The organism is Cellulophaga sp. HaHaR_3_176, from assembly GCF_019021925.1.
Lineage (GTDB): Bacteria > Bacteroidota > Bacteroidia > Flavobacteriales > Flavobacteriaceae > Cellulophaga.
On the sequence record NZ_CP058990.1, the window covers coordinates 1,074,136 to 1,092,672 of the forward strand.

Sequence of the window (18,537 nt, forward strand, 5' to 3'; positions counted from 1 at the left end):
GTTAACTTTTTATTCTCAAGCATTTTTGCTTGTAGATATTAGTTAATAAGCATTTTTAATATAGAACGAGTGTTTAAAATAACAGATGATATGAGTGTAACTTTTGTTACTAAAACCTATTTTTAAAAACAGTATTTTTAAGGTTTAAATTCTTTTGCAGTTTTATGGAAAGACGAAAATTTATTGGAGGTACAGCACTAGCAACAGTGTCTAGCTTAATAGGATTGAATATAGTTTTTGGAAACAAATTACCAGGAGATTACACGATTCTGGCATTACAAGATAAAGACCCTTTTAAGTTGTTTGGTAAAAATAAACAAATGGTTGTATTAAATGATAAACCTTGGAATATAGAAGCACAAGCACATCTATTAGATGATGATGTTACTCCAAATTCAGCAATTTTTATTAGAAATAATGGTAATCTTCCTGAAAATATCGATGCTGAAAAATGGACATTAACTTTTGATGGAGAGTCAGTAAATCAAACCAAAACATATACATTAAGAGATCTTAAAACTAAATTTAAACAATACACCTATCAACTAACGCTAGAATGTGGTGGCAATGGTCGTAGTGAGTTCAATCCTCCTGCAAAAGGTAACCAATGGACTATAGGAGCTGTTTATTGTGCTAAGTGGACAGGTATAAGGCTTAAAGATGTATTGTTGGATGTTGGAATTAAAGATTCTGCAGTTTATATAGGATATCATGCTGCTGATACTCATCTAAGTGGCGATGTAGCAAAAGAACCTATTTCAAGAGGAGTTCCAATAGCAAAAGCATTACAAGAGGAAACTTTACTAGCTTTTAAAATGAATGGAGAAGAAATTCCGTTAGTACATGGGTACCCTTTGCGTTTAGTAGCTGGTGGTTATCCAGCTTCAGCTTCTGGAAAATGGTTAAACAGAATAAGCATACGAAATAAAGAGCATGATGGAGAAAAAATGACAGGGTCATCATACCGAGTACCGCGTAACCCTGTGGCACCTGGCGATAAGGTGAAAAATGAGGATATGCGCATTATAGAATCGATGCCTGTAAAATCATTAATCACCTACCCTAAATCTGGTGCGGTAATAAAATTGAATAAAAAATTAGAGATAAGAGGCCATGCTTGGGCGGGAGAGTTAAAAGTTAATAAAGTTTTATATTCAATTGATTTTGGTAGCACATGGCATGTTTGTATGTTAAAAGATGCTGTAAATAACTTCGCGTGGCAGCATTTTTCTACCTCAATAAAATTTCAAAAAGAAGGTTATTATGAAGTTTGGGCAAAAGCAATTGACGGTAATGGAGAAGGACAGCCTATGTTGGTACCAGGTTGGAATCCAAAAGGTTATTTAAATAATGCATGCCATAGAATTGCAGTAAAAGTAGAAGCATGAGTTTTGATGAAAAATTTAGACAAACTGTAAAAGAATTTCACAAGCTTTTAGTTATTCTGTTAGTGAGTTTTGTGATTATTATAGGAATATTGCTTTATAAAATTAATTATCCATCAAAAAATACGACTAAAGAAGTATCGACATCTGATTATGTAGTTGTACCTGATTCAGATGATTATAATAAAGTTGAAAATGGAATTCATCTTAGAACTGGTTTTGTAGAAGGGGAAGGTTTAATGCAAGTAGTTAATAATTGTACCAATTGTCATTCTGCTAAATTGGTAACACAAAACAGAATGTCTAAAGAAAAGTGGTTGGCAACAATTCGTTGGATGCAGGAAACACAAAATTTATGGGATTTAGGCGAATCAGAAGAGCCAATTCTTACCTATTTGTCTACCTATTATGCTCCAGATCAAAAAGGTAGAAGAGGTAATTTAAAAAATGTAGAATGGTATGTTCTTGAAAATTAAAAAAAGCTTAAAACTATTTTAAATATATATGATTGAATATTTAAACGCTTTTCTAAAAGCATTTATGGCTACTGTAAATTGGACATGGAAATCTATCCTGTTTGAGGTGCCATGGTATACTAATTATTTTTGGGGATTATTATTAATATCCCTTTTGGTTTGGGGGTTAGAAAGTTTATTTCCTTGGCGAAAGAATCAGTCTATAATTCGAAAAGATTTTTGGTTAGATGCATTTTATATGTTTTTTAATTTTTTTGTTTTTTCAATTTTAATTAGTGGTTTTTATAAAGTTTTTGAGTTATTGTTTTTAGAATTTGGGATACACTCAAAAAGTGCAGCTTTAATCGATTTTTCACCTTGGCCAATGTGGGGGCAATTATTGATTTTCTTTATTATTTCTGACTTTGTACAGTGGTTTACCCATGTTATGTTGCATAAATTCCCTTTTTTGTGGGAGTTTCATAAGGTCCACCACAGTGTAAAAGAAATGGGGTTTGCTGCGCATATGCGCTACCATTGGATGGAGAATGTGTTATACAAACCCTTAAAGACTTTAGCAGTTATGATTATAGGGGGCTTTGAGCCTAATGAAGCTTATATTGTACATTTTGTAGCAATAGCAATTGGGCATTTCAATCATTCTAATATAAAAATTACATGGGGCCCTTTTAAGTATTTATTTAATAACCCTGTAATGCACTTGTATCATCATGCTTATGAATTTCCAGAAAATACCTGTGGTGTTAATTTTGGAATTAGTTTAAGCCTATGGGATTATATTTTTAAAACAAATCATATTCCAGAAGATAGTGGAACTATTAAACTTGGGTTTGAGGGAGATACTGATTTTCCTAAAGATTTTGTACGACAGAATATTCACGGTTTTAAAAAAAAACAGAAAAGCTTATAGATTTATAATTTCTATATAGTTTCTGTTTAATTTTATTTTACCTAATTCTTCAAGTTTTTTAAGTAATCTAGAGATGACTACACGTGATGTATGTAAATCATAAGCAATTTCTTGATGTGTATTTTGAATATTCGATTCATTAGTTATTCTGATTTTTTCTTTTAAATAACCGATTAAGCGTTCATCCATGTTTTGAAAAGCTATAGAATCTACAGTGTTTAAAAGTTCAGTTAAACGTTTATGATAGCTTTCAAAAACAAAATTTCGCCAAGTTTTATACTTTGCAGTCCATTCTTCCATTTTTTCAATCGGAATCATTATTAATTTTGTTTCTGTTTCAGCTATTGCTCGTATCTCGCTTTTAGATTCAGAAAGACAACAAGTTAACGTCATTGAGCAAGTTTCTCCTTTTTCTAAATAATAAAGCAATAACTCATCCCCATCTTTATCTTCTCTCAATATTTTAATTGCGCCAGAAAGGAGTAAGGGCATACTTTTTATATAGTTCCCGATTTCTATTAGCTTAAAGCCACTAGCTACTTCTTTAATAGTACCTACAGTTACAATTTCGTCTAATAATTGTTTTTCAAATATAGAGCCGTAATTTTGTTGAAGTTCTTCTTGCATTTTTTAAGCCATGTGTCTTTTTCAAAAATAATTATAATAAATAATACTTCACATAAATTAAGGATAAATTAGGAATGATTTTTTATAGATAATGTTCCTAAAATGGTAGTTATAATGCGTATTTATTAGCGACTTAGTATATTTTGAGCTATTTTTTTGCTTAATAAATAAATACCTGTATATTTGGTAGACCAAATTGGTAAACCAATTATTGCTGTACTTATATTATAACGCTGTTATTTAGATATTTACTATTGTGTTCATTTAGTAGCTAAACAACAATATATAATATGAAAATTTAGTGATAGAAAAAATCAATAACAAATGTCGAATAGAATTATCTTTTTTTGTGTCCTTTTTTGCGTAACGATTACGATGAATGCACAAGAACACCCTAACTTAATTTTAACAGCTCAAGGTGTTAAAGATATTAGAGCACAATTAGGTAATATTCCAATATTTGATAACACATTAAAAGCTGTTAAGGAAGAGATAGATGCTGAAATTGCTTCAGGAATAGAAACGCCAATTCCAAAAGATTACTCTGGGGGTTACACGCATGTTCGTCATAAGCGTAATATGATAGTACTACAAAAAGCTGGTGTTTTATATCAGATTTTAGATGATGAGAAGTATGCGAAGTATGTGAAAGACATGTTAATGCAATATGAAGGTATGTATAAAACATTACCGTTACACCCTAAAACAAGGTCTTATGCAAGAGGTAAATTATTTTGGCAATGTTTGAACGATTCTAACTGGTTGGTTTACGTGAGTCAAGCTTACGATTGTATTTATAATTATTTATCAGAAGAAGAACGTAATAAGCTAGAAACAAACTTGTTTAAACCATTCGCAGATCATATTTCGGTAGATAGTCCACAATTTTACCAAAGAGTTCACAACCATAGTACTTGGGGAAATGCAGCTGTAGGTATGATTGGTTTAGTAATGAATGACCAGGAATTAATTGATCGTGCTTTATATGGTATTAAAGGAGTGAATTTAGATACAAATGCGAAAGATGATGATGGAGGTTTTTTAAATAAAAATGGTAAAGCAGGTTTTTTAGCGAATATAGAAGAGCCTTTTTCGCCAGATGGTTATTATAATGAAGGTCCATATTACCAACGTTATGCAATGTATCCTTTTTTAATTTTTGCAGAAGGATTGCATAATGTTAAACCAGAAATGAAAATTTTTGAATATAAAGATGGAGTACTTTTAAAATCTATTAATGCACTTTTAAATTTATCTGATGCAGATGGAGAGTTTTTTCCACTTAATGACGGTCAAAAGGGAATGTCTTATTATAATGATGCTTTAGTTACAGCGGTAGATATTTCTTATCATTTCGGAAAACAAGACCCTGGATTGTTAACTATTGCAAAAGAGCAAAATAAGGTATTGTTAGATGATTCTGGTTTAGCAGTTGCACTTGGTATAAAAAATGGAGAAGCAAAACCATTCGATAAAAAATCAATTAATTTATCAGATGGACCAGATGGAAATCAAGGTGGTGTTGGTATTTTAAGAAATGAAGATATAGAGCTTGTATTTAAATATGCAGCACAAGGCTCTAGTCATGGGCATTATGATAAGTTGTCGTATTCTTTATATGAAAAAGGAGAAGAAGTAATTCAAGATTATGGATTAGCGCGTTTTGTTAATATTGAGCAAAAAGGAGGTGGGAATTACCTAAAGGAAAATAAAACATGGGCTAAACAAACTATTGCACATAATACAGTAACGCAAAATGAAACCTCTCATTTTGGTGGTAAATATGAAATAGGTAGTCAGCATCATTCAGTGTTGCATTATTTTTCTTCAGAAAATGAAAACGTTCAAATAGCAAGTGCAAAAGAAGCTAATGCATACCCTGGCACAGAAATGTTGCGTACTATAGCTGTTATTAAAGATGAGGATTTTGAAAAACCTTATGTTTTAGATATTATGAAAGTAACTTCGAAAACTGCTAATCAATACGATTTTCCTTATTATTTTTTAGGTCAAGTTTTAAACACCAATTTTGTTTATAAAACTCCTGAAACTTTAAAAACGTTGGGTGATAAAAATGGTTACCAACATTTATTTATAGAAGGTTCTGCTAAGGCTTCAACAGATAATAGTAAATTATCTTGGTTAAATAAAGGTAAATTTTACACGTTAACAACTGTAACGAGTAATGATGATGAGTTGCTTTTTACAAGAATAGGAGCAAACGATCCAGAATTTAACTTAAGAAGAGAAGCTGCATTAATGTTAAGAAGAAAAAACACTAAAAACACGCTTTTTGTTTCTGCTATAGAAGCTCATGGGGGGTATAGTACTGTTTCAGAATCGGCAGTTAATTCAAATAGTTATATAAAGGAATTAAAAGTAATTTTGGATACTGAAGATTATACTGCAGTTCAAATAACAAATGTAGATGGTAATACTAAGCTGTTTATAACATCAAACACAAATGCTTCGAAAGAAACGGATCATAAGTTGAAAATTAATAATATTAATTACAAGTGGACTGGTGTTTATTATTTTAAATAAATTATAAATACTTAATTAAATTAAACTTTATCTTAAATTTAAGACAAAGTTAACAAAGGGTATTACAAGATAATGTCTTTTATAATGATAAATTATACTTGAAAAGTATAATTTATCATTATAATTTTAAATTTTTCTACACGATAAGTATTGAACTTGAGTTAATTGCAGAAATGTACTAAATAAAAATCCTCTTTTTATAGAATATCTCTTGTATGTATTGTATTTCCTGTAAAAGAGCAGGTAGGTTAATTGATGAATTTAGTTCAATTTACACAAACTTTCATGGAAAATTAACAATCAAATTATCGATTTGAACAAATATTGCTTCTAAAAATAAAAATTCCACATTTTAATGTACTTAAAATGTGGAATTTTCTTTTTTTTAACAAAGTAATAACATATATTTGGTTAACTAAAGTGGTGAACCAATTTGGGTAACCAGAAAAAATTCAATATTAACTAAACAAGCTCAAGAGATGGAAAGTAACCTTAAAAGAATAAAATAAAAAAGGATAGGCTGCAACCTATCCTCTTAATTTGATCACTTCTATTAAAGATTAGAAGAAATTTGAACACATTCAATGCTTTACATTAATTGTTATACAAAAATAACAAATTAGAACAACTAATTACAACAGTTGTGATCTTGTAAAGTAAAGTATAGGAGATATTTTATCCTATTGATTAAGCTAAACAGAATTAACTTAACAAAATCACAAATGAAATTTAAAACTAAACTATTATTAATAGCAATTACGTTGCTAAATATTTCGCTTTATGCGCAAGACAGCTACCAGTTGAAAGGTGTTGTATCTGATGCAAATAATGTACCTATACCTGGTGTGAATGTTGTAATAGCAACAACAACAAAAGGTACCGCTACAGATTTTGATGGTATATATGAGATTTCAGTAAATAAAGGAGATGTACTTAGCTTCTCTTATATTGGTTATACTTCTAAGCAAGTTATAATTTCTGACCAAAAAACTTTAAATATAACTTTAGCAGAAGATGCTAGCCAACTTGAAGAAGTTGTTGTTGTAGGTTATGGAACACAAAAGAAATCTACGATTACAGGTTCTATTTCTAAGGTAACCAATGAGACGTTAGATCAAATTGCTGTAGCAAGAGTTGATGATGCTCTTGTCGGTCAAGTATCTGGGGTTAATATTCAGGCTACAAATGCTGAAGCAGGTGGAGCTCCAACTATTACGATTAGAGGTATTGGATCTGTAACTGCTGATTCTGGCCCTGCGCTAGTTATTGATGGAGTAGTTGTAAGTTCAGATTTTTTAGGAAACCTTGATATGAACGATGTAGAATCTTTTGAAGTTTTAAAAGATGCTGCTTCTGCTGCTATTTATGGTAGTGAAGGTTCTAATGGAGTAATCTTGATTACTACAAAAAGTGGTAAAGCTGGAAAAACAAAATTTAGCTATCAAACATATACTGGTTTTAAAACAGCACATGGCAGTGACGATTATAGAAAAAGCGTTTCTGATTGGGCAGCAAAAGAACAAGCTGCAACAGGAGTACTTTCTAATGAAACACAATATGCACAATTGTTAGTTCAAACTACTGGTGTTGATAGAGATTGGCAAGATGTTTTCTTTGATGGAGGAAATATTACAAGTCACTCTTTATCTGCAAGAGGTGGTACTGAAGATACCAAATTTAGTACTTCCTTAAGATATCTTCATGATGAGGGTGTAGTAATTACTGATGATTATAAATTGTTTTCTGCAAACATGAAAGTAGATTCAAAAATTGGTGATAAAGTAAGATTTGGTATTAGAGCGACACCTTCTTATACAAAACAAAGAAGACTGCCTACATCAATACATAACCCTATGCGTCAATCACCTTGGTTGCCAATTTACCATACAGAAGAATCACTTCAATTTATTGATAGAGATATTTATCCAGATGTTGGTGTAGGAGATTACTTCTATGAAAACCATCTTGTAGAATTAGATTTAAATGGAGATGGTAGTACTAGTAGGCCACGTACCTCTGGTGATTCTAATGCATATGCTCAATATGTTGAAAGAGAGCATTTTGAGTTTAATACTAAATTATTTGGCTCTACTTATTTAAGTTATGAAATTGCTGATGGACTTACTGCTAAAACATCTTTAGGTGTTACTCTTGAGCAGAGAAAAAGAACACGTTACGATGGTACACTTTATCATGCGAGTGGTAATGCAAACTCTGCATATTATTTAGCTAACCGATCTAATATTAGAATTATTTCAGATAACACCTTAAATTATACGAAAACTTTTAATGATGATCATGATTTAAATTTACTAGTAGGTGCTACGATTCAGAAAAGAACATCTGAAGAAACTATTGTTGAAGGTAGTGGGTTTTCAAATGATTTACTTAAAAACTTTCAAGGTGCTACCTTTGTTGATCTTCCTCAAGAAATTAACACTGAACTTAAGAAATTAGGGTATTTCGCCAGAGTTAATTATGCGTATGCAGGTAAATATTTAGTTAATGCTTCAATCAGACGTGACGGTAGTTCTGTTTTTGGTGTAGACACGAAGTGGGGTAATTTCCCAGCTGTATCTTTAGGGTGGAATGTTGCTAAAGAAAATTTCTTATTGGAAAGTGACGCTGTTAATACTTTAAAATTCAGAGCTAGTTACGGACTTACTGGAGCAGAAAATTTTAATGTAGGTGATGCTGTTGTTAATGCATGGCCTTATTTGGCATTGTTGCAGAATTCTAATTCAATTAGTAACGGAAGTATTGAGTCTGGTGTATCTCCGCTTAATATTGCTAACACACTATTGCAATGGGAAGCTTCAAAAGAATTTACTGTTGGTTTAGATTATGGATTTTTTAATAATAAAATATCAGGATCTATTGATTACTATCAAAGAACTAGTGATCAATTGTTACTAAATAACCCTGTTTCATATGTAACAGGATTTGATAGTGGTATTGTGAACTTAGGTAAGGTACAAAACAGTGGTTTTGAACTTGAATTTAGAACTAAAAATATTTCAAATGAAAAATTTTCTTGGAATTCTACAATAATAGCTTCTACAAATAAAAATGAATTACTAAGCTTTGGTAATTCAAACAATGCTTTAATCGAAGATGATTATGATAGAGGTTCTCAGTGGATTAACAGAATTGGAGAGCCTATATCTTCTTTCTGGGGTTATGTAGTTGATGAAGAGGCTTTTGATGAAACTTCTTATAGAACAACATATGTTAATAATCCTTGGAACCGAATTAATGGTGAGTCTGAAGATATTATTGTTAAAGATTTAAATGGTGATGGTTTAATTACTGAAGAAGACAAAACAATTTTAGGAACTCCTTATCCTGATTTAGTATATAGTTTTTCTAATGAATTTGAAATTGGAAATTTTGATTTTTCTTTCATGGTTCAAGGTAGTTTAGGTGCTCAGGTAAATAATATTGGAGATCAATATTTTTACAATTGGTTTGGTAATGCAACAAGAAGTGGAGGAAAAGAACAAGCAGTTGCTGATGGTCTTGTGAGTGATGTATCTTTTTTACAAGAAAAGGTTTTAACAAGTGAGGTTATTGCAAGCGCAGATTATTTCTCATTACGTAATGTAAATCTTGGATATAACTTCCCTAAAGATGTATCAAAGCAATTAGGTTTAAGTGGTTTAAGACTTTATGCAAGTGCTCAGAATTTAGTTTATATAACTGCTGCTGATTACCATGGTTTTAATCCAGAACATATAGATGGTAGTAACCCAAGAGCTTATGGTTCTCAAAGAGCGGGTACTCCTATATATAAAACGGTAACTTTTGGTGTGAACATTGACTTTTAATATAAAAAAGAAAAAATTATGAAACATATAAAATATTTAATTTTTGCAGCAGCAGTGTCTGTTTTAGTTTCCTGTGATACTGATGAGTATTTAAATCCATTACCAGATACTGCAGTTGCAGTAGATGGGTTCTTTCAATCTGATACAGATGTATTATCAGGCCTTAATGGAATTTATGATGCAATTCAAGGAGTTAATAGCAATACGGAATCTAATATTACTGATTTCAATAGAGGTATACAGTTCGAGCACCTTTTAACGGAGCACCGTACCGATAATACTAGAAATGCAACACTTGAAGGTTCAAAAGCAGATTTTCACAGATACGTTGTTAATGCCAATAATGTAGAATCTGAAGATTATTATGCTTCTATGTATGAAGTAGTTTTTAGAGCTAATAATATATTAGACTTTATTGATCTTGCAGACGAAAGTAATCAAGCAAGATATGCTGGTGAAGCTAAATTTTTAAGAGCTTATGCTTATTTTAAATTGGTTAGAATGTTTGGTGATGTACCTTTGGTAACTTCAGTAGTTAACCCTACTGAAAATGAAGCCTTATTTACTAGAATTCCAGAAGCACAAGTGTACGCTCAAATCGTATCTGACTTACAAGAAGCAGTAAATGTTTTAGATAATTCATCTAAATCAAGAGCATCGAAAGCAGCTGCACAAGGTATTTTAGCAAAAGCTTACATGACACAGCCTACTCCTAATTATACTGCTGCACAAGGGTTATGTGAGGCTATAATTAATAGCTCACAATTTGATTTAGAAGATAATTTTAATGACGTATTTTATTCTGAATTAAATGACGAAATTATTTTTGCTATCCAATACCAAACTGGTAATAGTTCAGAAAGTCAAAGTTTTTCGGCTGAATTTACTTCTTCAACTCGAGCAGGTTCAGATGATGGTCAAAACATTGTTAATGAGAATTTAAAATTAGATTTCGTTGCCTTTGGAGGAAATAGAACAGCAACATCTATTACCAACTTGAATGGAGTACTTTTAGATGATGAAAATGAAGTAGCTAAATTCCTACCAGAAGGTTCTGATATTACAATTACACCGCCAACCTATGGTGTAAGTGCTCGTAATGCTGGAAACGATTATATTGTTTTACGTTATGCAGATGTTCTTTTAATGCATGTTGAGGCAATTATGGCAGGCGGGACAGAAACTAGTAGTACTGCAGCTTTAAATTCTTTCCAAGCAGTAAGAGATAGAGCAGGTTTAACTGATGTCGTTTCTAATATAACGAAACAAGACCTTTTAACTGAAAGAAGAGTAGAGTTAGCGTTTGAAAACCAACGTTGGTTCGATCTTCTTAGATTCGGTGTTGCAGTTGATGTACTTAGTGCTCATTCTACAGAGATGGGATATTCATTTGATCCTAGAAAATTGTTATTACCTATTCCTGCAAGAGAAATAAATATAAGCGGTGGCCTTTTAACACAAAATCCGGGATATTAATTTTAAAAAACTTTTAAACGATGAAAAATAAAAAAAATATTTTCCGTAAAACAACCTTGTTACTCTTAAGTGTAATTGCAACAGGTGCTTTTGTTAGTTGTGTTGGTTCTGATACTTTTCGTGATGAATTGCCAGATGCTGGTTCTAAAGAAGATACCATATTCCCAACAGCTAATTTTGATTATACAGCAAGTCAAGATAATTTTGCCACTTTAACTTTCTTTGATCTTTCTACCGAAGCATCTTCTTATTTATGGGATTTTGGTGGTGGAGAAAGCTCAACAGAAAAAGATCCTATTTATACTTTTCCTGGTGAGGGTACTTACCCTGTTACACTAACTTCTAGTGATGGAAATGGAGTAAGCTCAACTGTTACTATAGATGTTGAAATTGTAGATGAACTAATAGCAGCATTTCAATGTCAAGATTTTCTATGTGACCCAAGAACGCCTTGGGCTGGAGTAGATAGAGGAACTACGAGTTCTTATTCAGCAAGTTCTTCTCCAACACCTCCAGAAGATAATGGTGCAGCTAAATTAAGTAGTAGTTCAAACTTTCTTGATCAAAGTATTCGTGTGGTTTCAGGGACAACGTATGAAGTTACATTTTGGTATGTAAGTAAATCTTCAGGTACTTCTGCTGGTGCGCTTTTAATTGAAGATGCAGATACAGGTGGAGCATTACTAAGCCAATCAATTCCGTTATCTGCTAGTGCTTCTAGTTATGAAGAAATTTCATTTAGGTTTAATACAAATGATGAAACAGAGAACATAAGATTTAATATTGAATATGCAGGTACTGAGGTTAGATTTTCTAAAATTAGCATCGATAGAATATAATTATTAGATCCATTAAAATGTTAATATAGAAATGCTTAATTAATTTTATCGAAAGTATTTCTATATTAATTAATGGAGTTTTACATTCATTTTACCATGTTGATAACGTTGGTTAAGATTATTAATCATCATAAATATTATCAACATCTAGAAGTAAACAAATAAATAAACAAAAAATTATGAATTTATTAAATAAAGGAATAAGTGCTCTGCTAATAACAGGCCTTATGATGTCATGTGATGACGATGAATTTATCACAATTAATCCAGTAGAATCATCAGGTGGTTCTACTACGAGTGTCTTTTCAAGTTTCGATGTAGAGTCGAGTGGCGATGGTACTTTTGTTACTGTAAAACCATTATCGGTAGGAGTTGATTCTTATGAAATTGATTTTGGAGATGGCGGAAATATTGTTACTGCGTTACAAGGTGAATCAGCTTCTTACGATTATCCTAATATTAATGCTTCTACAGATTATACGATAACTGTAACTACAAAAGCAGATGGTCAGAGTGATATTATTAAATCAGAAGACATTACAGTTACACACACTGTGCAATCTGTAGATAATGCACCCTCTTCACCAGAAATTAAGTTATATAATTTGTTGAACATATTTACTGATGCAAGTTCTGTTGGTACAGCTGGTACTGGTGGTAAAGCAGTAGTTTTAGAATCTGGGAATAACTTAATTGAATTTTCTAGATTGCATAGTGATGCAGGAGTTTTGACATTAAGTGATGAAATTGTTGCTGCCGATGCTTTTTATAGCAGTGTTGGTTCTAATGATATACATTTTGATGTGTATTCTGAATTTGCAGAAGGTATAGATAAATTGAAAATAACTTTGGTTGATAATGCGACTTCTACAAATTATGTTATTGATGATATAGATTTAATTGATGGAGAATGGACTAGTCTTGATTTTGACTTAACTACAGATTTCTCATCACCAGTTGTTCAGTTTGAAACGATATTATTTGAATTAGGTAGTACAGGTACTGCAAATGATCATGCAACTATAACTGTAGATAATATTTATATGTCAAGAATGACTGGATCTACTATCTTAAATGGTGATTTTTCAGATGGTCAAGATTTTTGGAAATGGAGTACTTTTACAGATGGAGAAACCAATCCTTTTGGTTCTAGTTCTGATGGTTCTAATTTAAATTATGATGGAACAGATAATGGAGGTAAAACAGCAGGTGCTAAATGGTCTTCAAGTCAATCAGGAGGAGAATTTAGAAGTTCTAGTTCTAGATATGCATATCAAGAACTTAATTTAACACCTGGTGCTTCTTATATTTTAGAGTATCAATATGCTATTAATGATGGTAGTGGAAATGATCCTTTAGGAGGAAGAAAAATAGTAGGTTTAATTCTTGATGGTCAATATGATGATGGAGCGGATGCTGTAGATAATCTTTCATCTAACTTAGGATTTAATGAAGGTTTCGTAGCTGAAGGGAAATTCTCAGATACAACTAATGGTATTGGTACAATTGTTCAAATTCCATTTACAGCTAATTCTAATGGTGAAGTTGCTATAATGTTTTATGCAGTTACTCCAGCAGATGCATGGATTGATAATGTTAAAGTTATTCAATTACCATAATTACAATGAATAATATCCGAAAAGAATTCATAGTTTTTTTGACTATAATACTTATTTCTGTTAACGCTACTTCTCAAAAAAAGAAAAGTAGCGTTACAGATTCGGATTTAAAAATTGAAAAGAGAAAGAGTAAGAAAAATAAAAAAATAAAAATTTCAAAAATTGATTTAAGTCATTGGAAAGTGACTTTACCAATTGCAAATGAGAAAAGGAAACCTATAGAACTAGAATCTCCTGAAATTTTAGATTTTGCAAATAACGAAACTGTAAAACCATACTTTTATAACGATTCAACTGATGGGTCTATTGTATTTCATGCTTTCCCAAATACAACTACAACAAATACAAAATATTCAAGAACAGAGTTAAGAGAACAAATAATACCTGGTGATAATAATACTAATTGGACTTTTGAAGAAGGAGGTACAATGAAAGGTAAACTCTCAATAGAAAAAGTATCTAAAGATGCTGATGGAAAATATCATAGAATAATCATCATGCAGATTCATGGTCGTTTGTCAAATAATCAAAAAAAATTAATTGGAGCAAAAGATAATAATGCTCCTCCAATATTGAAAATTTATTGGGATAAAGGAAAAATTAGAGTTAAAACAAAAATTCTTAAAAATCGATCAGTAAATAATATTGATATTTTACGTGACGAAGCTTGGGGAGATGATAAAGGCTATAATTTTCCTACAGAAGTTGGGTTTAGGAAATTTACTCTTGAAGTGAAAGTAGAAAAAGGTAAAATGATGATTATTTTAAATAATTCAGAATATGCCGTTTATGAAGGAGTTGATATTAACAGGTGGAATATTTTTGAAAATTACTTTAAAGCAGGTAATTATTTTCAAAGTAAAGAGCAAGGTTCTTACTCAAAAGTCAAATATTACGAATTAGAAGTGTCACATTAAAGCTTAAAATGTGTAAAATTAAATCTTAAGAGAATTATTTTTAACCTTTACTGTGTTGAATTTCAGTTTTTTATAATCATATTCTTTAAGTTTGAAATAACTTTTTTTTTAATGGATATATTATTTTTTTACTCGAAATTAATTTTTATTTTTAACAAACCAATCTGGTTAACCAATTTGAATACCAATTTATAATAATATGAAGTTAGATGTTATCTCCAAAGCGGAAAATCAAGATATTCAAAAACAAATCATAAAGAATATAAAAGAGTTAATTAGCTATAAAAATCTTGAGCCAGGTGATAAACTACCATCTGAAAGAATGTTAGCTGAAAAATTTGGAGTAAGTAGAAGTAATTTAAGAGAGGCTATTCAAAAACTAGAGTTTTATGGAATATTATTTTCTAAACCACAGAGTGGAACTTTCATTGCAGATATTGGTACTGTTGCAATGGATGGTATGTTGGAAGATATTTTACGTTTAGAAGATCCCGACTTTAAATCATTAGTAGAAACAAGAATTTTATTAGAATTAAAAACGGTTAGATTAGCAGCTTTACGCAGAACAGATGAAGATTTAAAGCAATTGAAAGAAGCTTTAGATGCTTATGAAATTAAAGTAAAAAATGGAGAAGATGCTGTTGAAGAAGATTTGCTTTTTCATTTAGCGATTGCAAGAGCAAGTGGTAATAGTACAATGAATACTTTTATGTTAATCATCACGCCAGAAATCATTACTAATTTCGAAAAATACCATGTATGTGATAATAGTCAATCACTATTAGGTATTCAAGAACATATTGAAATATATAATTCAATTTTAGAGCAAAACCCAACAAAAGCAAAAGAGAGAATGAAAATACATTTTAAGACATTATATCAGTATTGTTATAATATAGATATAGTAGATGCTAAAATTGATTAATAGTATTACTTATATATAGGAGTAAATAATTTTCGAACAAATTAGAACAACAAAAGCAATAAATATTTCAAATAATTTAAAAGACTATGAAAGTAAAAGGATTAAGATGGTGGGTTGTCGCTTTAATAGCTTTAGCAACCGTCATCAATTATATAGATAGACAGTCCTTAACGGTATTGTGGCCTGAAATTGCTAAAGATTTATTTCCAGACGAATCTGATTTTGAAAGAAAACAAATATACTCTACTATATCAGTAATATTTGTATTTTCCTATGCCTTTGGGCAAGCAATTTTTGGAAAAATATTTGATTGGATTGGAACTAGATTTGGTTTTGTATTATCTATAGGTGTTTGGTCTATAGCTACAGCTTTTCATGCAGTAGCAAGTTCATTAACAAGTTTTGCAATATTTAGATCAATTTTAGGAATTGCAGAAGCGGGTAACTGGCCTGGTGCTGCAAAAGGAAATGCAGAGTGGTTTCCAACTAAAGAGCGTGCTCTGGCACAGGGGATATTTAATTCTGGAGCTGCAATAGGTGGAATTGTCGCTATTCCAATTATTGCTGCTTTAACAATACTTTTTGATTGGAAAATGATATTTGTGATCATCGGTTTAGTAGGTTTGCTATGGTTGATTCCATGGATGTATTTAGTAAAAAGTCCGCCAAAAAAACACCCTTGGATTACAGATAAAGAGCGTGAATATATTTTAACAGGACAAAGAAATCAGGATTTAGATGAAGATGGTGATCCAGATGAAGGTTACACTCCTAATACAGGAGAGTTACTTTCTAAAAAACAAAGTTGGGGTGTAATTATTGCTTCAGCAGCTATTGATCCAATATGGTGGCTATTTGTTTTTTGGATTCCAATTTACTTATCTGAAGTATACGGTATGGATGTTAAAGGTATTGGTATATATGGCTGGGTACCTTACGTTGGTGCAATGCTTGGAGCTTGGTTTGGTGGTTTATTTGCACAAAACCGTTTAAAAGCTGGTTGGTCTGTAGATAAAACACGAAAAACAGTAATTACATTAGGATGTTTAATAATGTTACCATCATTATTAGCAATGGCTAACCCAGGAGAACCAATAACAGCAGTTTTAATTATGGCCGTTATTTTATTTGGTTTTCAAACAGCAATTGGTAACGTTCAAACATTACCAAGTGATTTCTTCGGAGGAAAATCAGTAGGTACATTATCAGGTTTTGCTGGTATGGCTGCAAAATTAGCAGTAGCAGGTTTAACGTCATTAGTTCCGTGGCTTACTCAAGGAGGAAATTATACGCCAGTTTTTGTTATTGGTGCAGCTTTAGCATTATTAGCTTTAGCAAGTGTTTGGGTTTTATGTGGTAAAATTGAACCATTAAAGCCATAATTAAAAGAATAAAAATAGAATATTTTAAGTGAATTAGTTTTAAATATAAATATGAGTAAAATGAGTGAAAATAAAGGAAAAGTAGCAGTAGTAACAGGAGCAACTGGTGGTATTGGTTTTCAAGTAGCAAAAAGATTAGGTAAAGATGGATATACTGTAGTTTTAAATGGTATTGAAGACGAAGCTGGAGCAGAAAGAGTTAAGGAACTTACTGCAGAAGGAATTACTGCTGAGTATTTTGGTTTTGATGTTACAAAAGATGAAGCTGTAACTTCTAATATTACTGCAATCGGAAATAAGTATGGTAGAATCGATGTGTTGGTTAACAATGCAGGTGGTTTAGGTGGAAGATCTAGATTTGAAGAAATGACAACTGAATTTTACAGATTTGTTATGGCTTTAAACCTTGATTCTGTATTTTTTGCTTCAAGAGCAGCTATACCATTCCTTAAAAAAGGAAAAAATGCTTCAATCATCAACTATACATCAAATGCAGGATGGAATGCAGGTGGACCAGGAGCAGGTATATATGGTACTTCTAAAGCAGGAGTTCATGCTATAACTAGAGCATTAGCAAAAGATTTAGCTGAATATGGTATTAGAGTAAATGCAGTATCTCCAGGTACAATTGATACTCCATTCCACGCACAAATTAAATCTACTAAGCCAGAAGTTTTTGCTTCTTGGAAAAACAATATTTTATTAGGAAGATTAGGTCAGCCTGAAGAAGTTGCTTCTGTAGTATCTTTCTTAGCTAGTGATAATGCTTCATTTATAACTGCTGAAACTATCCAAATTGGTGGTGGTCAAGCATTAGGTATATAATATTCTATTTTCTATTAAAGTAAGAAATGGGTAAGTTTAAAGGAAAAGTAGCTGTAGTAACAGGTGGTTCAAGAGATATTGGTAAAGCAATATCTCTTAAACTTGCTAAAGAAGGAGCAAAAGTAGTTGTAAACTATAATAGTTCGGAATCTGGAGCTAATGAAACAGTAAAAGAAATAGAAGCATTCGGAGGTGAAGCTATCGCTGTTAAAGCTGATGTGTCAAATATAAATGACATTAAAAATTTAAAAGCAAAAGCTGTTGAAGCATTCGGAAATAAGGTTGATATTTTAGTAAATAATGCAGGCGGTCTTTTTGCACGTAAATCTCTTCAAGAATTAGATGAGACATTTTATGACCTAGTTATGAATGTTAATTTTAAATCTACAGTTTTTGTAATGCAAGCTTTTGAACCTTTAATGAGTAAAGGTGCATCAATCGTAAACCTATCTTCGCAAGCAGCAAGAGATGGTGGTGGTGGTGGATCTTCATTATATGGTTCTTCAAAAGGAGCAGTAACTACATTTACTAGAGCAATGGCAAAAGAACTTGGTCCTAAAGGGATTCGAGTAAATGCGATTTGTCCTGGTTTAATAGGCACTAAGTTTCATGATGATTTTACTGCAGATGAAATTCGTGTTAAAGTTGCGGCAGGCACTCCTTTAAGAAGAGAAGGTCAGGCAAATGAAATAGCAGATTTAGTAGCTTATTTAGCTTCTGATGAAGCATCTTTCATGACTGGTAATAATGTTGATATTAATGGTGGTTTAGCATTTAGCTAAATC

At 31.5% G+C, this 18,537-nt stretch carries 14 protein-coding genes; 13 read left to right on the forward strand and 1 reads right to left on the reverse strand.

Annotated elements, in window-relative coordinates:
• Positions 1 to 164 precede the first annotated feature (164 nt).
• From H0I23_RS04590 to H0I23_RS04600, 3 genes are read left to right on the forward strand one after another with little or no spacing between them, the layout of a single operon-like run.
• Positions 165 to 1,388, forward strand: a complete 1,224-nt coding sequence (locus H0I23_RS04590) for a sulfite oxidase (protein WP_216785284.1) — start codon at positions 165 to 167, stop codon at positions 1,386 to 1,388.
• A complete protein-coding gene (locus H0I23_RS04595; RefSeq protein WP_216785285.1) occupies positions 1,385 to 1,861 on the forward strand; it encodes a monoheme cytochrome C in 477 nt (158 codons plus the stop codon). Before H0I23_RS04590 ends, H0I23_RS04595 begins: the two co-directional genes overlap by 4 nt.
• Positions 1,862 to 1,889: 28 nt before the next feature.
• Positions 1,890 to 2,771 carry a sterol desaturase family protein gene (locus H0I23_RS04600; RefSeq protein ID WP_216785286.1) on the forward strand — a complete coding sequence of 294 codons (882 nt, stop codon included), beginning with the start codon at positions 1,890 to 1,892 and terminating at the stop codon, positions 2,769 to 2,771.
• Here the strand turns inward: H0I23_RS04600 and H0I23_RS04605 are convergent.
• Positions 2,766 to 3,398, reverse strand: a complete 633-nt coding sequence (locus H0I23_RS04605; RefSeq protein ID WP_216785287.1) for a Crp/Fnr family transcriptional regulator — start codon at positions 3,396 to 3,398, stop codon at positions 2,766 to 2,768. The genes H0I23_RS04600 and H0I23_RS04605 overlap by 6 nt on opposite strands.
• 375 nt (positions 3,399 to 3,773) lie before the next feature.
• Between H0I23_RS04605 and H0I23_RS04610 the strand changes: the two genes are divergently transcribed.
• The 10 genes from H0I23_RS04610 to H0I23_RS04655 all read left to right on the forward strand — a co-directional run bounded on the left by H0I23_RS04610 (position 3,774) and on the right by H0I23_RS04655 (position 18,534).
• Positions 3,774 to 5,942, forward strand: coding sequence for an alginate lyase family protein (locus tag H0I23_RS04610; RefSeq protein WP_216785288.1), 2,169 nt, complete (start codon positions 3,774 to 3,776; stop codon positions 5,940 to 5,942).
• 722 nt (positions 5,943 to 6,664) lie between these two features.
• Entirely contained in the window at positions 6,665 to 9,769 is a 3,105-nt protein-coding gene (locus tag H0I23_RS04615) for a TonB-dependent receptor (protein WP_216785289.1), read from the forward strand.
• An 18-nt stretch (positions 9,770 to 9,787) separates the two neighbouring features.
• A complete protein-coding gene (locus tag H0I23_RS04620; RefSeq protein ID WP_216785290.1) occupies positions 9,788 to 11,245 on the forward strand; it encodes a RagB/SusD family nutrient uptake outer membrane protein in 1,458 nt (485 codons plus the stop codon).
• Positions 11,246 to 11,265: 20 nt separating this feature from the next.
• Positions 11,266 to 12,084, forward strand: coding sequence for a PKD domain-containing protein (locus H0I23_RS04625; RefSeq protein WP_216785291.1), 819 nt, complete (start codon positions 11,266 to 11,268; stop codon positions 12,082 to 12,084).
• 179 nt (positions 12,085 to 12,263) lie between these two features.
• Entirely contained in the window at positions 12,264 to 13,703 is a 1,440-nt protein-coding gene (locus H0I23_RS04630) for a hypothetical protein (protein ID WP_216785292.1), read from the forward strand.
• Positions 13,704 to 13,708: 5 nt separating this feature from the next.
• Entirely contained in the window at positions 13,709 to 14,620 is a 912-nt protein-coding gene (locus tag H0I23_RS04635) for a polysaccharide lyase family 7 protein (RefSeq protein ID WP_216785293.1), read from the forward strand.
• A gap of 199 nt (positions 14,621 to 14,819) precedes the next feature.
• The gene (locus H0I23_RS04640) at positions 14,820 to 15,545 is read left to right on the forward strand and encodes a FadR/GntR family transcriptional regulator (RefSeq protein ID WP_216785294.1); all 726 of its coding nucleotides are present in this window, start codon (positions 14,820 to 14,822) and stop codon (positions 15,543 to 15,545) included.
• Between the two features lie 86 nt (positions 15,546 to 15,631).
• Positions 15,632 to 16,927 carry an MFS transporter gene (locus tag H0I23_RS04645; protein ID WP_216785295.1) on the forward strand — a complete coding sequence of 432 codons (1,296 nt, stop codon included), beginning with the start codon at positions 15,632 to 15,634 and terminating at the stop codon, positions 16,925 to 16,927.
• A 60-nt stretch (positions 16,928 to 16,987) separates the two neighbouring features.
• A complete protein-coding gene (locus H0I23_RS04650) occupies positions 16,988 to 17,752 on the forward strand; it encodes an SDR family NAD(P)-dependent oxidoreductase (protein WP_216785296.1) in 765 nt (254 codons plus the stop codon).
• Positions 17,753 to 17,778: 26 nt separating this feature from the next.
• Entirely contained in the window at positions 17,779 to 18,534 is a 756-nt protein-coding gene (locus H0I23_RS04655) for an SDR family NAD(P)-dependent oxidoreductase (RefSeq protein ID WP_216785297.1), read from the forward strand.
• Positions 18,535 to 18,537: the final 3 nt, after the last annotated feature.